Origin of the sequence: Promicromonospora sp. NPDC050880 (assembly GCF_044456525.1) — a bacterium.
Taxonomy (GTDB): domain Bacteria; phylum Actinomycetota; class Actinomycetes; order Actinomycetales; family Cellulomonadaceae; genus Promicromonospora.
This window is the reverse complement of sequence record NZ_JBITFV010000001.1, coordinates 774,251-792,773: the sequence shown is the minus strand read 5'-3', so window position 1 is coordinate 792,773 and position 18,523 is coordinate 774,251. Positions and strand designations below refer to the sequence as shown.

Genomic DNA, 18,523 nt, shown 5'->3' with positions numbered 1-18,523 from the left:
GCTGGTCGTGGTGGCCTACAGCTCGTAGGTCGCCACGACCGGGGCGTGGTCGCTCCAGCGCTCCGCGTAGGTGGGCGCCCGGTCGACCTCGATCTTGCGGCACGCGCCCGCGAGTGCCTGGTTGGCGAGCTGGTAGTCGATACGCCAGCCGGAGTCGTTGTCGAACGCCGCGCCGCGCCAGGACCACCAGGTGTAGGGGCCGGGGCCGTCACCGGCGTGGATCCGCCCGAGGTCGGCCCAGCCGTGCTCGTCCAGCCAGCGCGTCACGTAGGCGCGCTCCTCCGGCAGGAAGCCGGCGCTCTTCTGGTTGCCCTTCCAGTTCTTGATGTCCACGTTCTGGTGGGCGATGTTGAGGTCGCCCGCCACGACGGCCGGCGTCGGCGCGGTGGCGAGCTGAGCCAGGCGCGCGGTCACCTTCTCCAGGTAGGCGTACTTGGCGACCATCGTGTGCTCCTGGCCGGGGTTGGTCGACCCGGAGTGCAGGTAGGCGGAGATCGCGGTGAACGTGCCGCCGTCGGGCAGACTGATGTCGGCCTCGATCCAGCGGCCGGTGTCGGTGCCCTCCTCGAGGGCGCCGTCCGGCCCGTGGGCCGCGAGGCCCGTGCGGACCTCACCGAGCGGCAGCCGGGACGCCACGAGCACCCCGGCGCGGCCCTTGACCTCGCTCTCCGCGTGCGCGACGTGCCAGCCCTCGAGCAGCTCGCGCACGAGCTTGTCGGGGGCGCGGACCTCCTGCAGCAGCAGCACGTCCGGGGTTCGGGTGGCGATCCAGGACTCCATGCCGCGGCGGACGGCGGCTCGGATCCCGTTGACATTGGCGGTGGCGACGATCAGAGGCACCGGGGCAGCCTAACCGGAGCCTCTGACACGGGCCGATCACGGCCGGGTCAGGCGCCGCCGCGGGGCCTCAGGCGCCGTCGTGCGCCGCCTGCAGGGCCGCGACGTCGATCTTGCCCATCTTCAGCATGGCGTTCATCGTGGCGATCTCGGCGGGCGTCGAGTACGAGCCGCTGAGCCGCTCGAGCTCCTTGGGGATCACCTGCCAGGACACCCCGAACTTGTCCGTGCACCAGCCGCACGCACCGGGCTCGCCGCCGTCGGCGGTCAGGAGGTCCCAGTAGTGGTCGACCTCCTCCTGGCCCTCGACCGACAGGTAGAACGAGAAGGCCTCGTCGAGCGTGCGGTGCGGCCCGGCGTTCAGGCCGACCACCGGCTGCCCGGCCACGGTGAACTCGACCACGAAGTCGGTGCCGGCCTCGGCGCCCGGCGCGTTCTCCGGAGCCTTGACGACGCGCTCGATCGACGAGCCGGGGATGTGCTCGGCATAGAAGGCGGCGGCCTCGCCGGCCTTGTTGTTCCCGAACCAGAGATGGGTCCGAACGCTCACCATGATGTCCTCCTGGGTCGGCCGGGGCCCTGGTCGGCCCCGGCATCAACTCTTCAGACGCCGCGCTGCCCCGCAACTCATCGCAGGCACGTTCACCCGCCGTCCGCCACCGGCGAACGGAGGAATGGTCGCCCTCTCGGTGCTGAGAGAGCGACCATTCCTCCGTTCGGCGGCAGATCAGGGAACCAGCGAGCGCTCCGCCGACTCGACCACGTTCGCCAGGAGCATCGCCCGGGTCATCGGGCCGACGCCGCCCGGGTTGGGCGACACCCAGCCCGCGATCTCGGCGGCCTCGGGCGAGACGTCGCCGACGACGCGCGACTTGCCCGTCTCCGGGTCGGTCTCGCGCGAGACGCCGACGTCGATCAGCACGGCGCCCGGCTTGACCATCTCGCCGGTCACGATCCCCTTGACGCCCGCGGCGGCCACGACGACGTCGGCCCGCCGGACGAGCGACGCCAGGTCCTGCGTGCCCGTGTGCGTCAGGGTGACCGTCGCGTTCACGGCGCGCCGCGTGAGCAGCAGCCCGATCGGGCGACCCACGGTGACGCCGCGGCCGAGCACCACGATCTCCTTGCCGGCGAGCTTGATGCCGTGCCGCTCCACCAGCTCGATGATGCCGCGCGGTGTGCAGGGCAGCGAGGAGGTGACCTCCTCGTTGACCCGCAGCACCAGGCGCCCCAGGTTGGTGGGGTGCAGGCCGTCGGCGTCCTTGTCGGGGTCGACGAGCTCCAGCACGCGGTTGGTGTCGATGCCCTTGGGGAGCGGGAGCTGGACGATGTACCCGGTGCAGGCCGGGTCGTCGTTCAGCCGGCGGACCGCGGCCTCGATCTCGTCCTGCGTGGCGGTCTCCGGGAGGTCCTCCCGGATCGACGCGATGCCCACCTCGGCGCAGTCGCGGTGCTTGCCCGCGACGTACCACTGCGAGCCGGGGTCGTCCCCCACGAGGAGGGTCCCCAGGCCGGGGACGACGCCCCGCTCGCGCAGGGCCGTGACGCGGTCCTTCAGCTCCGCCTTGATGGCGGCGGCGGTCGCCTTCCCGTCCAGGATCTGTGCGGTCATCGGCTCAGAGCCCCGGGTAGAGGGGGAAGTCGGCCGTCAGCTTCGCCACACGGGCCGAGAGCGCGTCGACGTCGGTCGCGGCGCCGTCCTTCAGCGCCGTCGCGATGATGTCGGCGACCTCGGTGAACTCGGCGTCGCCGAACCCGCGCGTGGCCAGGGCCGGCGTCCCGATGCGCAGGCCCGAGGTGACGCGCGGCGGACGCGGGTCGAACGGGACGGCGTTGCGGTTGACCGTGATGCCGGCGTCGTGCAGGAGGTCCTCGGCCTGCTGGCCGTCGAGGTCCGAGTTGCGCAGGTCCACCAGCACCAGGTGCACGTCCGTGCCGCCGGTCAGCACGGAGACGCCGGCCTCGGCGACGTCCGGCTGGGACAGGCGCTCGGCGATGATCTGCGCGCCGCGCACCGTGCGCTCCTGGCGCTCCTTGAAGGCGTCGGTCCCGGCGACCTTGAACGCCACGGCCTTGGCCGCGACGACGTGCATGAGCGGGCCACCCTGCTGCCCCGGGAACACGGCGGAGTCGATCTTCTTGGCGTACTCCTCCTTGGCGAGGATGAAGCCGGAGCGCGGGCCGCCGATCGTCTTGTGCACGGTCGAGGAGACGACGTCGGCGTGCGGCACCGGGGAGGGGTGCAGGTCGGCCGCGACGAGCCCGGCGAAGTGCGCCATGTCGACCCACAGCTTGGCGCCGACCTCGTCGGCGACCTCACGGAACGCCGCGAAGTCGAGGTGCCGCGGGTAGGCGGACCAGCCCGCGATGATGACGTCGGGGCGGTGCTCCAGCGCCTTCTTGCGCACCTCGTCCATCTCGATGCGGTAGGACTGCGGGTCCACGCCGTAGGCGCCGACGTCGTAGAGCTTGCCGCTGAAGTTGATCTTCATGCCGTGCGTGAGGTGGCCGCCGTGCGCCAGCTCCAGGCCGAGGATCTTGTCGCCCGCGTTGATCAGGGCATGCAGCACCGCGGCGTTGGCCTGGGCGCCGGAGTGCGGCTGGACGTTCGCGTGCTCGGCGCCGAACAGGTCCTTGGCGCGGGCGATCGCGAGGTTCTCCGCGATGTCCACCTGCTCGCAGCCGCCGTAGTAGCGGCGGCCCGGGTAGCCCTCGGCGTACTTGTTGGTCAGGACCGAGCCCTGGGCCTCCAGGACGGCACGCGGCACGAAGTTCTCGGACGCGATCATCTCGAGAGTGTCGCGCTGGCGGGCCAGCTCTCCGTCCAGGACGGCGGCGATCTCGGGGTCGAGCTCGGCGAGCGGGGTCGCGAGCGGGTCGGGAGTCGATGCGCTCATAGCTCCTCGATTCATGCGGGACGGGGAATTGTCGGACGGCGGTGGAGGGCACACGCGCCGCGACACGACGGCCCGGGTGCACACCTCTGCAGGTGACCCAGGGCCCAGGCGAACGACCCGTCGTCGGCATGACTCGTCGCTCCCCGGTGGTGATCCACCTGACGCCAGTTGCGACCCGATGATCGTAGCAGCGGCGGAACGAGCCCGTACGCGGCGTCCGGCTGCTTCTCGGGAAGGGCTCGGGAAGCCCGGAAAATCAACGAAAGTACCTGAGACCCTTTTGCGATTCACCCCGACGTCGCTAGTGTGCCGCCATGCCCTCCCCCGTGTCACCGGACGCAGGTGTTCCGGAACACCAGCCAGACCAGCGCCGCCCCCGGACCGGCGGAACGCACCGCCAGGAACCGAACGGCCCCCCGCCGTCCGGCGGCCGGCCGCAGTCGGGGCAGTTCGCGTCGGGGCAGTTCGCGTCGGGGCAGTTCACGTCGGGGCAGCTTCCGTCCCGGCAGTTCCCGGCGGGGCAGGGCCAGTCGGGGCAGGCCACGTCGGGGCAGCTCCCGTCCCGGCAGTTCCCGGCGGGGCAGGGCCAGTCGGGGCAGGCCACGTCGGGCCAGTTCCCGTCTGCTCAGTTCCCGTCCGGGCAGCTACCGTCCCGGCAGTTCCCGGCCGGGAACCAGCCGCAGTCCGGCCCGTTCGGCGCCGGCAGGCCGCAGTCCGGCCAGTTCGCGACCCCGCCCGGCGCGGCCTCACCGTCGGCCCCCCGGACACCGGACTCCCGCTCCCCCGGACCCGACGGCGCCGGTGAGGAGCGCGGCAGGAAGGGCACCACGCGCCGGGACTGGATCTGGTCGATCGTCGCCTTCGTCGTCGCGGCCGTGGTCATCGGTGCCGTCGGGTTCCACTTCTTCGGACCTAACGCGGACGACGAGCCCACCGTGGCCTGGGCCGTCGACTCGTGCGCCGGCCCCGACCCGGCCGCGCAGGCCACCGACGCCCCCACGGACGCCTACCGGCCGCTGTCCTGCGACGACGCGGAGGCCACCGTCACGGTCCTCGACATCCAGGACGCCGTGTCCGTGGCCCAGCTCCACTGCCCGGCCGGCACCGACGTCGTCTTCCAGAAGGACGGCCAGGCCGGCGGGGACACGCAGGCCGTGTGCGCCCGCAACCTCTCGGACGACCACCCCGGCGACCCCGGGATGGGCGGCGGCCAGCTCCTCGCAGGCGACTGCGTGAACGGCGACGGCGGCGAGGTGCCGTGCTCCGCGGACGGCGCACGGAAGGTCACCGGCCTCCTGGTCGGTGCCGTCGAGTGCCCCGAGGGGACCGCCGACGAGATCGAGCTGGGCTTCGACCCGTCGCGCAGCTACGAGACGATCTGCCTCGGCGAGTAGGTCAGCCCTGCGACGTGCTCGGTGCGCTCTGCGCACCGGCCGCACCGAGCACGCGACGCAGGTAGGTGTACGTGAGGTCGCCCGCGGCCTTGTCGTACTGCTCCTCGTAGCCGTGCTTCGTGTACATCGCGAGGTTCTGCTTGGAGTCCTTGCCGGTGAAGACCCAGATCTCCGTGGTCTGCTCCGGCAGGTACGGCAGCACCGCGAAGAGCATCTCGGTGCCGATCCCGCGCCCCTGCTTGTCGGGGGCCACCGCGAGCCGGCCGAGCGTCGCCTTCTCGCCCTCGATCTCCACGCGCACCGAGCCGATCATCCGGTGGCCCTCCCACGCGCCGATCGTCACCACGTCGTCGCGCGCCAGGTCTTCCCGCAGCTCGGCGAGCGTCTGGGTCAGCGGCGGGATGTTCGGGTCGTCGTACAGCTGGGCCTCGGTCACGAACGCGGCGCGCCGCAACGTGAGGAGCTCGCCCGCATGGTCGTCCTCGACCAGCGCGATCGTCGTGGTGGAGTTGCTCATGGGGCCATGGTGTCAGAGGTGACGCGCCCGGGTCGACGATGACCGTGGCCCGAACGCCGATGTCAGTGGTCCGGCGTAGGTTCGGCGCATGAGCAGCACACGCCCGCGCTGGCCCGACAACCCCGACGTACGGATCGACGTGCGCTCGGCCGTCGGCCGGTACGACGACTTCTACGAGGTCGTCGGCGTCAAGAAACCGGGCGGCCGAGGGTGCTGGTGCATGGCCTACCGGGACAACCGCGTCCCCGCCGACGAGGCCCCGGGCTACATGCGCGGCCTGTGCTCGGCCGAGCCCGGCCCGGGCGTGCTGGCCTACGTGGACGACGTCGTGGCCGGCTGGTGCTCGATCGCGCCCCGGTCCACCTACCGGCGGCTCATGAACTCGCGCACCATCCCGTTCGTCGACGAGCGGGACGCGTGGGCCGCGGTGTGCTTCGTGGTCCGCGCCGGGTACCGCAGGCGCGGGCTCATGCACCACCTCCTGGCCGGGGCGGTGGAGCACGCGCGGGCGCACGGGGCCGAGGTGGTCGAGGGCTACCCGGCGGACACGGGCCCCGACCGCGTCGACGTGATCAGCGGGTACGTCGGCACGGTGCGCATGTTCGAGCAGGCGGGGTTCGTCCGGGCGACCGAGACGAGCGGCGTCAGCGGGGGCCGGCGGCGCTGGGTCATGCGCCTGGAGCTCGGACAGGACGGGGCCCCGTCGGCCGCTCCGGGTTAGCCTGACCGCGTGAACGACGCGACCGCAGCCACCCACTGGATCCTGACCCTGTCCTGCCCGGACCAGCCGGGAATCGTGCACGCGGTGGCGGGAATGCTCGCGGAGCACGGCGGCAACATCACGGAGTCGCAGCAGTTCGGCGACCCGGCGTCGGGCCTGTTCTTCATGCGCGTGCAGGTCGAGTCGACGGCGTCATGCGACGAGCTGACCGCCGCGATGACGCCGGTGGCGGGCAGGTTCCGGATGACGTGGACGCTCGACGTCGTCGGGCGGCGGATCCGGACCCTCGTCATGGTGTCCAAGGCCGCGCACTGCCTCGTGGACCTGCTGTACCGGGAGCGGTCGCAGCGCATGCCGATCGACGTCGTGGGCGTGGTGGGCAACCACCGCGACCTGGAGGACATCGCCACCTTCTACGGCAAGCCGTTCCACCACGTGCCCGTCACCAAGGACACCAAGGCCGAGGCGGAGGCGACGCTGCGCGGCCTGGTCAAGGAGACCGACGCCGAGCTGGTGGTGCTGGCCCGGTACATGCAGATCCTGTCCGACGAGCTGTGCCGCGACCTGAGCGGGCAGATCATCAACATCCATCACTCGTTCCTGCCGTCGTTCAAGGGGGCCGGGCCCTACCGGCAGGCGCACGACCGCGGCGTGAAGATCATCGGCGCCACGTCCCACTACGTGACCGGTGACCTCGACGAGGGCCCGATCATCGAGCAGGACGTCGAGCGCGTGGACCACTCCCGCAGCGTCGAGGACCTGGTGGGCATCGGCGAGGACGTCGAACGCCGCACCCTGGCCCGCGCCGTCCGCTGGCACGCGGAACGCCGGGTCCTCCTGGACGGCACCCGCACCGTGGTCTTCCGCTGACCGCCCCGCGGTAGCCGGCAGCGCAGGCTGGCCGGGCTGGGCTGGGTGGTCGGCAGAATGTCAGGTGGTCGGTAGCTCGGACTACCGACCACCTGACATTCTGCCGATCACTCGGGCGGGCCGGCGGCAGCCGGGCCTACCCGGCCCGGCGCCTCAGCCCTTGACCGCACCTGCCAGGGCGAAGGCTGAGCCCGAGATGCGGGTGACCAGCACGTACAGACCGAGCACCGGCGCCGCGTACAACAGCGAGTACGCCGCGAGCTGCCCGTAGGCGACCGACCCGTACTGCCCGAAGAACGCGAAGATGCTCACGGCCGCCGGCTGCTTCTCCGGGGAGAGCAGCAGCACGAACGGGACGAAGAAGTTCCCCCACGCCTGCACGAACACGAAGATGAACACCACGGCGATGCCGGGCCGCATGAGCGGCAGGACCACCCGGCGCAGCGCCTGCATGGCCGACGCCCCCTCGGTCCAGGCGGCCTCCTCCAGCGAGATCGGCACCGAGTCCATGAAGTTCTTGGTCATCCAGATCGCCATGGGCAGCGACGTCGCCGCCATGAAGAAGATGGTTCCGGGCAGCGAGTCGAGCAGGTTGAGCTGCACGAACAGCGCGTACACCGGGACCATGATCGCCGTGATCGGCAGGCAGGTGCCGAACAGCACCGAGTACAGGAAGTACTTGCCGAACCGCATCCGATACCGCGACAGCGGGTACGCCGCGAGCACCGCGACCACCACCGTGATCGCCCCCGACCCCGCCGACAGCACGAACGCGTTCCACAGCGGGAGCCAGGTGAGCTCCGGCGTCATGATCGCCGCGAAGTTGGCGGTGGTCACGGCGTCGGGCAGGCCGAAGGAGAGCGTCGCCTCCGCGTCGAAGGACGCCACGAGCACCCAGGCCATCGGGAGCACGAAGCACAGGGCGATCACGAGCAGCACCACGTTGGCGGCCACCTTGGTGGCCGTGCCGCGGGGTGCGGCCAGCGTGCCGAGCCCGCCGCTGCGGGCCGGCGCCGCGGGCCTCGTCAGAGTGTCCGTCATCAGTCCACCTCCGGTCGGAGCGCGCGGATGTAGATCACGGAGAAGATCCCGCCCACGATGATCATCACGGTCGCGATGGCCGTGCCGTAGCCGACCTGCGCGAACTTGAACGCCTCCTGGTAGGCCAGGATCGGCAGGGTCGAGCTGTCCGTGCCCGGTCCACCGCCGGTCATCACGTAGATGAGCGTGAACACCGAGAGCGTCTGCAGCGTGGTCAGCATCAGGTTGGTCGAGATGCTGCGCCGGATCACGGGCAGGGTCACCCAGGCGAGGCGTTGCAGCCCGTTGGCGCCGTCGAGCTGGGCGGCCTCCGTGAGCTCCGGCGGCACCTCCGCGAGGGCGGCCGAGTAGACCATCATCGAGAAGGCCGTACCGCGCCAGATGTTGGCGAGGATCACCGCGAGCATCGGCGTGGAGTAGAGCCAGTCCGGCCCCGTGATCCCGATGCCGCCGAGCAGCGTGTTGAGCGTGCCCTCGGAGTGGAAGAACGCGTACGCCGCGAACGCCGCGACGATCTCGGGCAGCACCCACGCGGCGACGACCACGGTCGAGGCGATCGAGCGCACCGGCTTGACCGCCGAGCGGAGCAGGCCGGCCAGCAGGATGCCCATGACGTTCTGCCCCACCACGGCGGACAGGAACACGAACACGACGGTGAGCCACAGCGACTTGGGGAAGTCGGGGTCACCGATCAGCGCGGCGTAGTTGTCGAACCCGATCCACTCCGGGCTCAGGGCGGCGGGGCCGGTCAGGGCGGCGTTGGTGAACGAGCCGTAGAACGACCACACCACGGGGCCGAGCATGAACAGGGCGAGCAGGACGACGGCGGGCGCGAGCGGAACCACTCGCGCCACGCCGCGGGACGTGACGGCCATCAGGTCAGCCCTGGACCGTGTTCTCTTCGCCGACGATGCCGATCACCGCTTCGTCGTAGGCGGCCGCGGCCTCCTCCGGCGTCTGCTGCCCGGTCATCACGGCCTCCATCGCGACCATGATCTCGTTCGAGACCTTCGGGTAGTCCGAGGTCGCGGGCCGGAAGTTGGTCACGTCGACCAGGCCGGTGAAGAACTCCGTGGTGGGGTTCGTCTTGGTGTACTCCGGGTCCTCCGCGACGTCGGTGCGGACCGCGATCTGGCTGTTCGCGACGTCGAACCAGAGGGAGTTCTCCCGGTTCAGCGCCATCGAGATGAACTCGAACGCGGCATCCGGGTTCTTGGAGCCGGAGCCCATCGCGAGGGTCCAGCCGCCCGACATGCTCACGGCACCCGGGTCGGCGCCGTCCTGCGTGGGCATGGGCGCGGTGCCCATCTTCTCGGACCACTCGGGCCACGGCGCGACGCCGGACTCGAGCCAGTTGCCCGCCACCCAGGAGCCGTCGAGCGCGATGCCGACCTTGCCCTCGGGCAGCCACTCGGCCTGCACCGTGTTGCCGATGTTGGTGTCGAGCGCCTGCTGCGGCGTCGGCGCCAGGCCCTCGGTGAACACGGTGGTGATGAAGTCGAGGCTGTCGACGAAGCCCTGCGAGCCCAGCACCCACTTGCCGTCCTCGTAGAGGGTGTCGCCCGTGCCGTACAGGAGCATCTCGAAGCCCTGCATCACGGCGGCCTCGCCCTGCGGCTTGCCGGAGTACATGTTGAACGGGACCACGTCCGGGTCCGACTCCTTGATGGCCCGGGCGGCATCCAGGAGCTCGTCCCACGACTTGGGCGCCCAGTCCTCCGGCAGGCCCGCCTTGGCCAGCACGTCCTTGTTGAACCACAGGCCGCGCGTGTCGGTGCCCATGGAGACGCCGTAGGTCTTGCCGTCGTCGCCGGCGCCGGCCTCCTTGGCGCTGTCGACGAACTGGTCCCACTCGTCCCACTCCGCGAGGTAGTCGTCGAGCGGCGCCAGATACCCGGCCTCGACGTCGGACTTGATCATGTACGTGTCCTCGTACATGACGTCGGGCGCCGTGCTGGGCGACCGGTTCATGAGGGCGAGCTTGGTGAAGTAGTCGTTCTGCTGCGCCTCGATGGGCACCAGCTCCACGGTGATGCCGGGATTGGCCTCCTCGAAGTCGGCCTTGACGTCCTTGAACAGCTCGTCGGCCTGCGTGAAGTTGCCGAACTTCTGGTAGGCCACCTTGATCGTGGAGGAGTCGGAGCCGCCTCCACCGGAGCCGCAGGCACCGAGCGAGAGGGCGAGTGCCGCTGCAGTGACGGGTGCGATGAGGAATCGTGCCGTGCGCATGAAGCTCCCTTGCGTCGTGCGAGCCCGGCTACGCCGCCGGACCAACTGACGCACACGATTCACCCCTGGCGGGCCCGAGTCAAGGGACTCCGCCGAGGAATTGTCAGCGCTGTCACCCCCGCCCGCCGATCCCGCCCCCTCCCCACCCTTCCTGCCCCCGCCCGATCGCCTGGTGAGCGGCTGCTCAGCGGCCGGGCAGGCCGGTCAGGCCGGTCAGCGGCCCCGCGGGTCCGTCAGGACCGCCACCGTGCGGGGCGGCACCGTGACGGTGCCCGTCGCGGCGTCCCAGGCGGTGCCCCGCACCACCGGGTCCGCGCCGCGTGCCTGGATGCGGGACAGCGCGTAGTCCCGCCCCGCCAGCTCGGGCACCTCGACGGACGCCTCGTCCGGCGACGCGTTGAACACCACGAGCACGCCGTCCAGCGTGCGGTCGACGTCGGTCCGGCCCGCCCGGTCGTCGATCGACATCGTGATGACGCCGGGCACGGCGTCCGGCCCGGAACCGGGGAACGTCACCTTCTCGCGGATCAGGTCCGCGGAGCCCAGCCGGAACAGCTCGGTCGAGTTCCGCAGCTCCAGCAGCTCACGGGCCTGCGCGGAGGCGAAGCCGATGTCGTCGGCGTCCGGCTTGAGCGCGGCGTCGGCGAGCAGGGGCCGCTGGTACGGCCACTTGTCCTCGTTGTCGGCCGCCATCGGCAGGCCGCGCCCGAACCCGTTGTCCTGGCCCGACCAGTCGATGGCGTTGAACCAGTCGCCGGAGTCGAACGAGTTGCGGTCCAGGGACTTGGAGCGCAGCAGGTCGGTGCCCGCGTGCCAGAACGACGGCGACTGCGACAACGCGGCGGTGGCCAGCGAGACCGTGTTCATCCGGACGCGGTCGGTCATCGACGTGTCTGCCGGCAGCTTGAGCGTCAGCAGGTCGAACAGCGTCTCGTTGTCGTGGGCGTCGACGTACGTGACGACCTCCTCCGGCGAGTCCGCGTAGCCCGCGGGCGCGCCCCGGTAGTCGAGCTCGTCGCCGCGGACCTGCTCCCCCGTCGCGGTGGTGACCTCGAAGGATCTCAGGTTGCCGGCCAGCCCGAGCTTGACCAGGTCGGTCTGGTGGGCCAGGTCCGCGGCCTCGTCGTCGCCGCCGTCGTTGACCGACGCCGGGTCCTCCAGCCGCGCGTCCCGCCCGTTCGGGTCGGTGAACAGGCCGGTGCCGAAGCCCTGCGTGAACAGCGACGACCCGTCGACCGGCGAGCCGCCGTGGACGGCGTCGCGCAGACGGTCGCTGAAGGTGCCGATGCCGGTGCCGCCGAGCTGGCCCTGCGTGGCCTGCTCGAACCGGGCGTTGCCCGCGACCTCGCCGAAGTCCCAGCCTTCGCCGTACAGGTACACGCTCTTGCCGTCGACGCCGTCCCGCCGCAGGGTGAGCGCGTCCAGCCCGGCCCGGACGGCCTCCATGTTCTCGCGCGAGTGGTGGCCCATGAGGTCGAACCGGAAGCCGTCGACGTGGTAGTCGCGGGCCCAGGTGACCACGGAGTCGACCATGAGCTTGCTCGCCATGGCGTGCTCGGTGGCGACGTTCTGGCAGCAGGTGCTGGTCTCGACGGCGCCCGTGGTCGCGTTGAGCCGGTGGTAGTAGCCGGGCACCACGCGGTCCAGCACCGACGTCGGGTCCTGGCCCGACGCCGCGGTGTGGTTGAACACCTGGTCGAGCACCACCTGCAGACCGGCGCCGTGCAAGTTGCCGACCATCGAGCGGAACTCGGCGACGCGCGCCCCGCCGTCGGCCTGCACCGCGTAGGAACCTTCCGGGGCCATGAAGTGGTACGGGTCGTAGCCCCAGTTGAACGCGTCGCTGCCCTGCACCTCGCCGACGGCGGCCTGCTGCTCCGTGCCGTCGGGCGCGAAGCCCGTCAGGTCGCCGGTCGTGGCCTGGTCGGCGCGGTCCTCGGGGATCGTCGCGATGTCGAAGGTGGGCAGCAGGTGCACGGTGGTGAGCCCGGCGTCGGCGAGCGACCGCAGGTGCTTCATGCCGTCCGAGCCCTTGACGCCGAACGCGCCGTAGGTGCCGCGCAGGCGCTCGGGCACGGTCTCGTCGGAGCTGGAGAAGTCCCGCACGTGCAGCTCGTAGATGGTCTGGTCCACGGCGCGCTCCACCCGTGGCGCGGGTGTGTTCCGCCAGACCTTGGGCTGCCACGCCGTGTCGTCGAGGTCGAGCGCGACCGAGTGCGTCGAGTTCAGCGTGAGGCCCACCGAGTAGGGGTCGGTCACCACGTTCGTCTCGACCTGGCCGGTGCTCGGCACGTACACCTCGACGGCGTAGCGGTAGCGGGCACCACGCCAGTCGAGCCGGCGGTCGGCGCGGCCGCCGTCGAGCGTCCAGGCGCCGTCCTTCTGCCGGGTCAGCGCGAAGGTGCGCGGCTCGGCGTCGGGCGACCGGCCCGCGGGCCAGGCCTGCAGCGTCACGGCGCGGGCCGTGGGCGCCCAGAGCGCGAAGGAGGCCTGCTTGCTGCCCTGCCACGTCACGCCCAGCGCGCGGTCGGTCGCGAACAGGTCGTCCAGCACACCGGGGATCTGCACGCCGGTGGCGGCGGTCAGGGTCTCGCCGTCGTGCCGGGTCAGGCGCAGCGCCCCCTGCAGGGCCGACGTCGCCGCGGCCCGGGTCAGGCCCTCGGCCTCCAGGGCGAGGTGTCCGGCCAGGTGCGGGAAGTCCTCGGCCACGTCCGCTGGCACGTCGCCCGTGCCGTCCGCCGGGCTCAGCGGGTACGACGCCGCCTCGGTCTCCAGGGCCCAGGTGTCGCCGGAGCCGAAGCCGGCGGCCGGGACCAGGACGAGCCCCTGACGCACCCAGTGCGCGGCCTGCTGCCCCTCGCCGGGCGTTCCCGGGGTGCCGACCTGGACGGACGGCACCTTGGTCTCCGGGTCCCAGGTGAACGTGACCGGGCCGCCGCCGGTCGAGTAGGCGATGTTGGCGCCGTCCCGCACGCCGTCGGCGCCGTAGTTCTCGGCCCAGGAGCCGTTCAGCGCCACCTTGAACTCGTAGGACCCGGCGGGCAGCTCGAACGTGCCGGTGTAGGTGCCGTCGTCGGCGAGGGTGAGACGCGCGGCCTCGCAGTCGGGCGTCCAGTCGCCGGCGCAGCCCATCTCGCTGTTGTGCGAGCCCGGCACGGTCACCAGGTCGACGTCGGGGTCCGTGGGGTCGTCGACGACGCCGCTGACGTCCACGCCCACCGACGCGTAGGAGCTGGCCGCGGCACGGTCGCCGTCGGCATCCTGGGTGACGGCGCGGTACTCGACGAGGGTGCCTTCGGGGAGCCCCGCCTCGTCGGCGATGTCGTGGAAGACCCGCGGCGAGGTGTCCTCGGCGGTGCCGAGGTCGTGCCACTCGTCGGTGCCCACGGCGCGCCAGGCGAAGGAGGTCTCGGCCCAGGCGTCATCGATACCCGCAGCCACGGGGGCCACACCGGTGACGGCCGCGCCCGGCCGGGCGCTCGTGCCCGGGACCACGGTGACGGTACCCGCGGGGTCCGCGCCCACGCTGCGGTCGGCGACCAGCACGATCGAGGAGCGCGCCGGGACAGTGAGCGTCACCGCGCCGTCGGCGTCGGCCGTGACCTCGGCGCTGGTGCCGTACAGCGGCGCGTACACGGCGCCCGGGGTGAGCGTGTCGAACGTGACCGTGCGCTGCTGGGCGGCGTTGTTGGCCGCGACCAGGTGCTCGACCTTCTCCTCGCGGTCCACGCGGGAGAAGGCGTAGACGCCGGCACCGTCCTCGGCGTAGCGCTCGATCTGCGCACCGGACGCCAGGGCCGGGTGCTCCTCGCGCAGGGCCGCGAGGGCGGCGATGTGCTCGTAGAGCGGCGCGTCGGTGGCGTAGCGGTCGGTGCTGCCGGCCTGCTCGCCGGTGACCAGCGGCTGGTCGGCGTACTCGTCGACCTGGGTCGCGAACAGGCTCTGGCGTGCGTCTTTGTCGCCGCCGGTGCCCGCGAAGCCCTGCTCGTCGCCGTAGTAGACGACGGGCTGACCGCGGGTGAGGTACATCAGCTCGTGCGCCAGCTCGTCGCGCTCCAGCGGGTTCTCGGCGCCCGACAGCATGTAGCCGACGCGGCCCATGTCGTGGTTGCCCAGGAACGTGGGCAGGGCCGAGGCGCTGCTGTGCGGCGTCGTGTACAGGTCGTCGGAGGCGTACAGGTCCGCGAGCCGCTGCGCGCTGTTGCCGCTGGCGTAGCTCGTGGCCGCCGACTGGAACGAGAAGTCGAGCACCGAGCTCATGTCGGTGCGGCGCACGTACGGGGAGGTCTTGGCGGCGTCGGCGTCGTAGACCTCGCCGAAGGTGAAGAACTCGTCCTTGCCCTGCGCGCGGGCGTACTCGGCGATCTCGGCAGACCACTCCTCCCAGAACTCGAAGTTCACGTGCTTGACCGTGTCGATGCGGAAGCCGTCGATGCCCAGGTCGATCCACGCCTTGTAGATCTCCTCGAAGCCGTCCACCACGCGCGGGTGCTCGGTCATGAGGTCGTCCAGGCCGCTGAAGTCGCCGTACGTCACCGACTCCCCGGACCACGTCGAGTTGCCCCGGTTGTGGTAGAGCGTGGGGTCGTTGAGCCAGGCCGGGACCTTGACGTCCTGGTCGGCCGGGTCGACGACGGGGGTGTACGGGAAGCTGGTGGCGGCGTCGAGCCCGGGGAAGCTGCCCGTGCCGGCGAAGTCGGCGGGGTCGAACGGGTTGCCGTCGGCGTCCTGGTACGGGGTGGTGGCCTGGTCCACGTAGTCGTAGGTGCCCTCGGCGTAGTCGACGACGTCGGCCGTGTGGTTGGTGATGATGTCGAAGTAGACCTTGAGGCCGCGGGCGTGGGCGTCGTCGATCAGCGCCGCGAGCTCCTCGTTGGTGCCCAGGTGCGGGTCGATCCGGGTGAAGTCGGTGATCCAGTAGCCGTGGTACCCGGCGCTGACGTCGCTGCCGGAGCCCTGCACGGGGCGGTTGAGGAAGCTCGGGGTGAGCCAGATCGCGGTGGTGCCCAGGCCCTCGATGTAGTCGAGGTTCTGGCGCAGGCCGGCGAGGTCGCCGCCCTGGTAGAAGCCCTTGTCGGTCGGGTCGAAGCCGGTGGTGAGCCGGTCGCCGCCCAGGCCGCCCTCGTTGTTGGTCGGGTCGCCGTCGGCGAACCGGTCGGTCATCACGAAGTAGAAGCGCTCGTCGCCGCCCGGCTGGCGCACGGGGTCGTGGACGAGGGCGTCGTCCGCCTCGGTGTAGTCGCCGGCCAGCCCGAGCGGGGTCAGGGCGGTGCGGCGGGTCGTGTCGTCGTAGGTGACGCGAACGCGCGCCGAGCCCTCGAGGTGGAGCGGGGCGTTCTCGGTGCCGCCGTCGCGGCCGTAGGACTCGTCCCACGCGTCGTCCAGGGCGACCTTGTACTCGTAGGTGCCCGCGGGGAGGTCGAACTCGGCCACGAAGGTGCCGTCGCCCTGGGCCACGAGCTCCGTGGCGGCGCAGGCCGGGTCCCAGTCGGCCGCGCAGCCGAGCTCGTCCTGGAGGCTGCCGACGAGGGCTGCCGTACGGTCCGCGGCGGTGGTGCCGGTCGCCTGCCGCACCGCGGCCGTGCCGGTCTCCTGCACCGGGGTGGTCGCCGACGCGGACGCCGCAAGGCCGGACGTGGCGATCAGGGCGGCGGAGGCGAGCCCCGCCGTCGCACGAAGCGCTGCGCGCGACGTGTGGAACGGGCGGGCGTGCGGCCGGCGCCGACGCTCGGTGCGAGACATGGATGACCCCTTCGTCGTCCGGAACGCGAGTGTGAACCGAGCGCGACTGTAACGCTTGCAGAACGTTGCAGCAAGGCTCTCGCCCGGAAGATGCACTGCGGACGCGTGGCTCCGGAGCAAGGGTGGCCCGCGGGGCTGCGTCACGGAGAGTAGGCATTGTCTACTCCCCGTGACAGACCCCCGCGGGCCACGTTCCCTCACCCTGGTCGCGAGGGCGCAACCGCCGAGGACGTCAGGCGCGATCGCGAGGTCCGGCATCCCGGCCTGCCCCCGGTCACGACGATGCCGCCGCCTCAGAGCGGGAGCTTGAAGCCCTCGTGCGACTGCTCGTAGCCGAGGCTCCGGTAGAACCGGTGCGCCTCCGGTCGCTGCTTGTCCGACGTGAGCTGGGCCAGCACACAGCCCCGCGCCCGGCCGCGCTCGTGGGCGTGCTCCATCATGAGCCGGCCGATCCCCTGGCCCCGCAGCGTGCTGTCGACCCGCACCGCCTCGACCAGCAGGCGCGACGCACCGTTGCGCGAGATCCCCGGGATGTAGGTGAGCTGCATGACGCCGATCACCTCGCCGTCGGACTCGGCGACGACCAGCTCGTTGTCCGGGCTCGCCACGATGGCCTCGAACCCGCGGACGTGCGGTTCGCCGTAGGTTCCGGTGCGACGGGCGGCGACGGCGTCGTCGGCGATCAGCTCGACGACGCGCCGCAGGTCGGCGCGGACGGCGTCGCGGAAGGTGAGATCCATGCCGCCAACCCTAGGTGGGGCCGGTCGGGTGCTTACGATCCTCCTGTGACCACCTCCTCCGCGCCCGCGGCGCCCGACGGCGTCCCGGACGCGGCCCCGCGCAGCTCCTGGATCGCACTCGCGGTGCTCATCCTCGGCGTCTCGATGGCCCTGCTCGACACGACCATCGTGAACGTCGCCCTGCCGACGATCCGTACGTCGCTCGACGCCTCGGAGGGCACGCTGTCCTGGATCATCTCCGGGTACGCGCTCGCCTACGGCCTGGCCCTCATCCCCGCCGGACGGGTCGGCGACCGGGTGGGCCACAAGTGGGTGTTCGTCGTGGGACTGGCCGGGTTCACGCTGGCGAGCCTGTGGTGCGGGCTCGCGTCGGGCGCCACCGAGCTGATCGTGGCGCGCGTGGTCCAGGGTCTGTGCGGCGGCATCTTCTTCCCGGCGGTGACCGCGCTGATCCAGCTGATGTTCACGGGCCGCACACGCGGCCGGGCGTTCGCCGTGATGGGCGCGGCCATCGGGTTCTCCACGGCGCTCGGGCCGATCGTCGGCGGGCTGCTCATCGAGGCGTTCGGCGACGACGAGGGCTGGCGCTCGATCTTCTTCGTCAACCTGCCCTTCGGGCTGGTCGCCGTGGTCGCTGCGATCATGCTGCTGCCCCGCATCGTCGCCGGCGGCACGGCCCGCGGCGTCGACGCGCTCGGACTGCTGCTGGTCACGGTGGCGCTGGTCGCGATCCTCGTGCCGCTCATCGAGGGCGAGGACGCCGGCTGGCCGTGGTGGACCTGGACGTCCCTGGCAGGGGGCCTCCTCCTGCTGGTCGCGTTCGCGTTCTGGGAGCGCCGGGTCGCGGACCGCGGCCGCAGCCCGCTCGTCCCGCCGCACCTCTTCTCGCACCCGGCCTTCACCGGTGGCGTGGTGCTCGCGCTGGTCTACTTCGCGGCGTTCACGAGCATCTTCTTCACCATCTCGATCTTCTGGCAGACGGGCCTCGGGCACTCCGCCCTGGCATCGGGCCTGGTGTCCATCCCGTTCGCCATCGGCTCGATCGTGGGAGCCTCGCAGAGCGAACGCCTGGCGCACCGGCTGGGCCGGCGCGTGCTCGTGATCGGGACCGGCATGGTGGCCCTCGGCCTCGTCTCCGTCTGGCTGGTGCTCTGGCTGGTGCCGACCGGCGACCTGAACCACTGGCACCTGGCCGCACCGCTCCTGGTCGGCGGCGTCGGCAGCGGCCTCTTCATCGCGCCGAACGCCCAGTTCATCGTGGCCACGGTGGACCGCGACGAGGCCGGCGCAGCGTCCGGCGTGATCGGCACGATGCAGCGCATCGGCTCGGCGGCGGGCATCGCCGTCGTCGGCTCCGTGCTGTTCGGGTCGCTCACGTTCCCGCCGGGCCGTCCGACACCGGACGTGGTCGCTGACGCGTTCGCCCACGCGGCCACCATGGCGATGGGCACCAGCGCCGCACTCTCGGTGGTGGCGTTCCTGCTGGTCTTCGCCCTGCCCCGGCGGGTCGACCCGCCCACGCCGACGGCGTAGGC

General features: G+C 71.6%; 14 protein-coding genes and 1 riboswitch. Of the genes, 4 read left to right on the top strand and 10 right to left on the bottom strand.

Features of this window, described 5'->3' with window-relative positions; genetic code table 11:
* Positions 1 to 15 precede the first annotated feature (15 nt).
* From ACIBBF_RS03565 to glyA, 4 genes are all read right to left on the bottom strand, one after another.
* Positions 16 to 840 carry an exodeoxyribonuclease III gene (locus ACIBBF_RS03565; RefSeq protein WP_397410542.1) on the bottom strand — a complete coding sequence of 275 codons (825 nt, stop codon included), beginning with the start codon at positions 838 to 840 and terminating at the stop codon, positions 16 to 18.
* A gap of 67 nt (positions 841 to 907) precedes the next feature.
* Positions 908 to 1,390 (bottom strand): VOC family protein, encoded by a 483-nt coding sequence (locus ACIBBF_RS03560; protein WP_397410540.1) that lies wholly within the window; start codon positions 1,388 to 1,390, stop codon positions 908 to 910.
* A 174-nt stretch (positions 1,391 to 1,564) separates the two neighbouring features.
* Positions 1,565 to 2,449: a bifunctional methylenetetrahydrofolate dehydrogenase/methenyltetrahydrofolate cyclohydrolase gene (locus ACIBBF_RS03555; protein WP_397410538.1), complete on the bottom strand. Its 885-nt coding sequence runs from the start codon at positions 2,447 to 2,449 to the stop codon at positions 1,565 to 1,567.
* 4 nt (positions 2,450 to 2,453) lie between these two features.
* Positions 2,454 to 3,734: a serine hydroxymethyltransferase gene (glyA, locus tag ACIBBF_RS03550; protein ID WP_397410537.1), complete on the bottom strand. Its 1,281-nt coding sequence runs from the start codon at positions 3,732 to 3,734 to the stop codon at positions 2,454 to 2,456.
* Between the two features lie 95 nt (positions 3,735 to 3,829).
* A riboswitch (ZMP/ZTP riboswitch) is annotated at positions 3,830 to 3,916 on the bottom strand.
* 132 nt (positions 3,917 to 4,048) lie between these two features.
* On the opposite strand from glyA, the gene ACIBBF_RS03545 reads away from it, so the two are divergent.
* Positions 4,049 to 5,128 carry a hypothetical protein gene (locus tag ACIBBF_RS03545; protein ID WP_397410535.1) on the top strand — a complete coding sequence of 360 codons (1,080 nt, stop codon included), beginning with the start codon at positions 4,049 to 4,051 and terminating at the stop codon, positions 5,126 to 5,128.
* Between the two features lies 1 nt (position 5,129).
* Here the strand turns inward: ACIBBF_RS03545 and ACIBBF_RS03540 are convergent, their stop codons facing one another.
* Positions 5,130 to 5,645, bottom strand: coding sequence for a GNAT family N-acetyltransferase (locus ACIBBF_RS03540; RefSeq protein WP_397410533.1), 516 nt, complete (start codon positions 5,643 to 5,645; stop codon positions 5,130 to 5,132).
* 88 nt (positions 5,646 to 5,733) lie between these two features.
* On the opposite strand from ACIBBF_RS03540, the gene ACIBBF_RS03535 reads away from it, so the two are divergent.
* The gene (locus ACIBBF_RS03535; protein ID WP_397410531.1) at positions 5,734 to 6,366 is read left to right on the top strand and encodes a GNAT family N-acetyltransferase; all 633 of its coding nucleotides are present in this window, start codon (positions 5,734 to 5,736) and stop codon (positions 6,364 to 6,366) included.
* 9 nt (positions 6,367 to 6,375) lie between these two features.
* On the top strand, positions 6,376 to 7,236 hold the full coding sequence (purU, locus tag ACIBBF_RS03530) for a formyltetrahydrofolate deformylase (protein ID WP_397410529.1): 861 nt from the start codon (positions 6,376 to 6,378) through the stop codon (positions 7,234 to 7,236).
* A 153-nt stretch (positions 7,237 to 7,389) separates the two neighbouring features.
* Here purU and ACIBBF_RS03525 read toward each other — a convergent pair whose 3' ends face one another.
* The 5 genes from ACIBBF_RS03525 to ACIBBF_RS03505 all read right to left on the bottom strand — a co-directional run bounded on the left by ACIBBF_RS03525 (position 7,390) and on the right by ACIBBF_RS03505 (position 16,988).
* Positions 7,390 to 8,277, bottom strand: coding sequence for a carbohydrate ABC transporter permease (locus ACIBBF_RS03525; RefSeq protein ID WP_397410527.1), 888 nt, complete (start codon positions 8,275 to 8,277; stop codon positions 7,390 to 7,392).
* Positions 8,277 to 9,152, bottom strand: a complete 876-nt coding sequence (locus ACIBBF_RS03520; RefSeq protein ID WP_397410525.1) for a carbohydrate ABC transporter permease — start codon at positions 9,150 to 9,152, stop codon at positions 8,277 to 8,279. The genes ACIBBF_RS03525 and ACIBBF_RS03520 overlap by 1 nt, the downstream gene beginning before the upstream one ends.
* Before the next feature lie 4 nt (positions 9,153 to 9,156).
* Complete coding sequence (locus ACIBBF_RS03515) at positions 9,157 to 10,506, bottom strand: extracellular solute-binding protein (RefSeq protein WP_397410523.1); 1,350 nt, start codon at positions 10,504 to 10,506, stop codon at positions 9,157 to 9,159.
* Between the two features lie 213 nt (positions 10,507 to 10,719).
* Complete coding sequence (pulA, locus tag ACIBBF_RS03510; RefSeq protein WP_397410521.1) at positions 10,720 to 16,248, bottom strand: pullulanase-type alpha-1,6-glucosidase; 5,529 nt, start codon at positions 16,246 to 16,248, stop codon at positions 10,720 to 10,722.
* A gap of 293 nt (positions 16,249 to 16,541) precedes the next feature.
* On the bottom strand, positions 16,542 to 16,988 hold the full coding sequence (locus ACIBBF_RS03505) for a GNAT family N-acetyltransferase (protein WP_397410519.1): 447 nt from the start codon (positions 16,986 to 16,988) through the stop codon (positions 16,542 to 16,544).
* A 45-nt stretch (positions 16,989 to 17,033) separates the two neighbouring features.
* Between ACIBBF_RS03505 and ACIBBF_RS03500 the strand changes: the two genes are divergently transcribed.
* The gene (locus ACIBBF_RS03500; RefSeq protein ID WP_397410517.1) at positions 17,034 to 18,521 is read left to right on the top strand and encodes an MFS transporter; all 1,488 of its coding nucleotides are present in this window, start codon (positions 17,034 to 17,036) and stop codon (positions 18,519 to 18,521) included.
* The last annotated feature ends 2 nt before the right edge of the window (positions 18,522 to 18,523 follow it).

Excerpts from the sequence above, each read along its gene's own strand:
- ACIBBF_RS03560 (WP_397410540.1), bottom strand. The coding sequence starts at position 1,390 with ATGGTGAGCGTTCGGACCCATCTCTGGTTCGGGAACAACAAGGCCGGC.
- ACIBBF_RS03555 (WP_397410538.1), bottom strand. The coding sequence starts at position 2,449 with ATGACCGCACAGATCCTGGACGGGAAGGCGACCGCCGCCGCCATCAAG.
- glyA (WP_397410537.1), bottom strand. The coding sequence starts at position 3,734 with ATGAGCGCATCGACTCCCGACCCGCTCGCGACCCCGCTCGCCGAGCTC.
- ACIBBF_RS03545 (WP_397410535.1), top strand. The coding sequence starts at position 4,049 with ATGCCCTCCCCCGTGTCACCGGACGCAGGTGTTCCGGAACACCAGCCA.
- ACIBBF_RS03540 (WP_397410533.1), bottom strand. The coding sequence starts at position 5,645 with ATGAGCAACTCCACCACGACGATCGCGCTGGTCGAGGACGACCATGCG.
- ACIBBF_RS03535 (WP_397410531.1), top strand. The coding sequence starts at position 5,734 with ATGAGCAGCACACGCCCGCGCTGGCCCGACAACCCCGACGTACGGATC.
- ACIBBF_RS03525 (WP_397410527.1), bottom strand. The coding sequence starts at position 8,277 with ATGACGGACACTCTGACGAGGCCCGCGGCGCCGGCCCGCAGCGGCGGG.
- ACIBBF_RS03520 (WP_397410525.1), bottom strand. The coding sequence starts at position 9,152 with ATGGCCGTCACGTCCCGCGGCGTGGCGCGAGTGGTTCCGCTCGCGCCC.
- ACIBBF_RS03515 (WP_397410523.1), bottom strand. The coding sequence starts at position 10,506 with ATGCGCACGGCACGATTCCTCATCGCACCCGTCACTGCAGCGGCACTC.
- pulA (WP_397410521.1), bottom strand. The coding sequence starts at position 16,248 with ATGTCTCGCACCGAGCGTCGGCGCCGGCCGCACGCCCGCCCGTTCCAC.
- ACIBBF_RS03505 (WP_397410519.1), bottom strand. The coding sequence starts at position 16,988 with ATGGATCTCACCTTCCGCGACGCCGTCCGCGCCGACCTGCGGCGCGTC.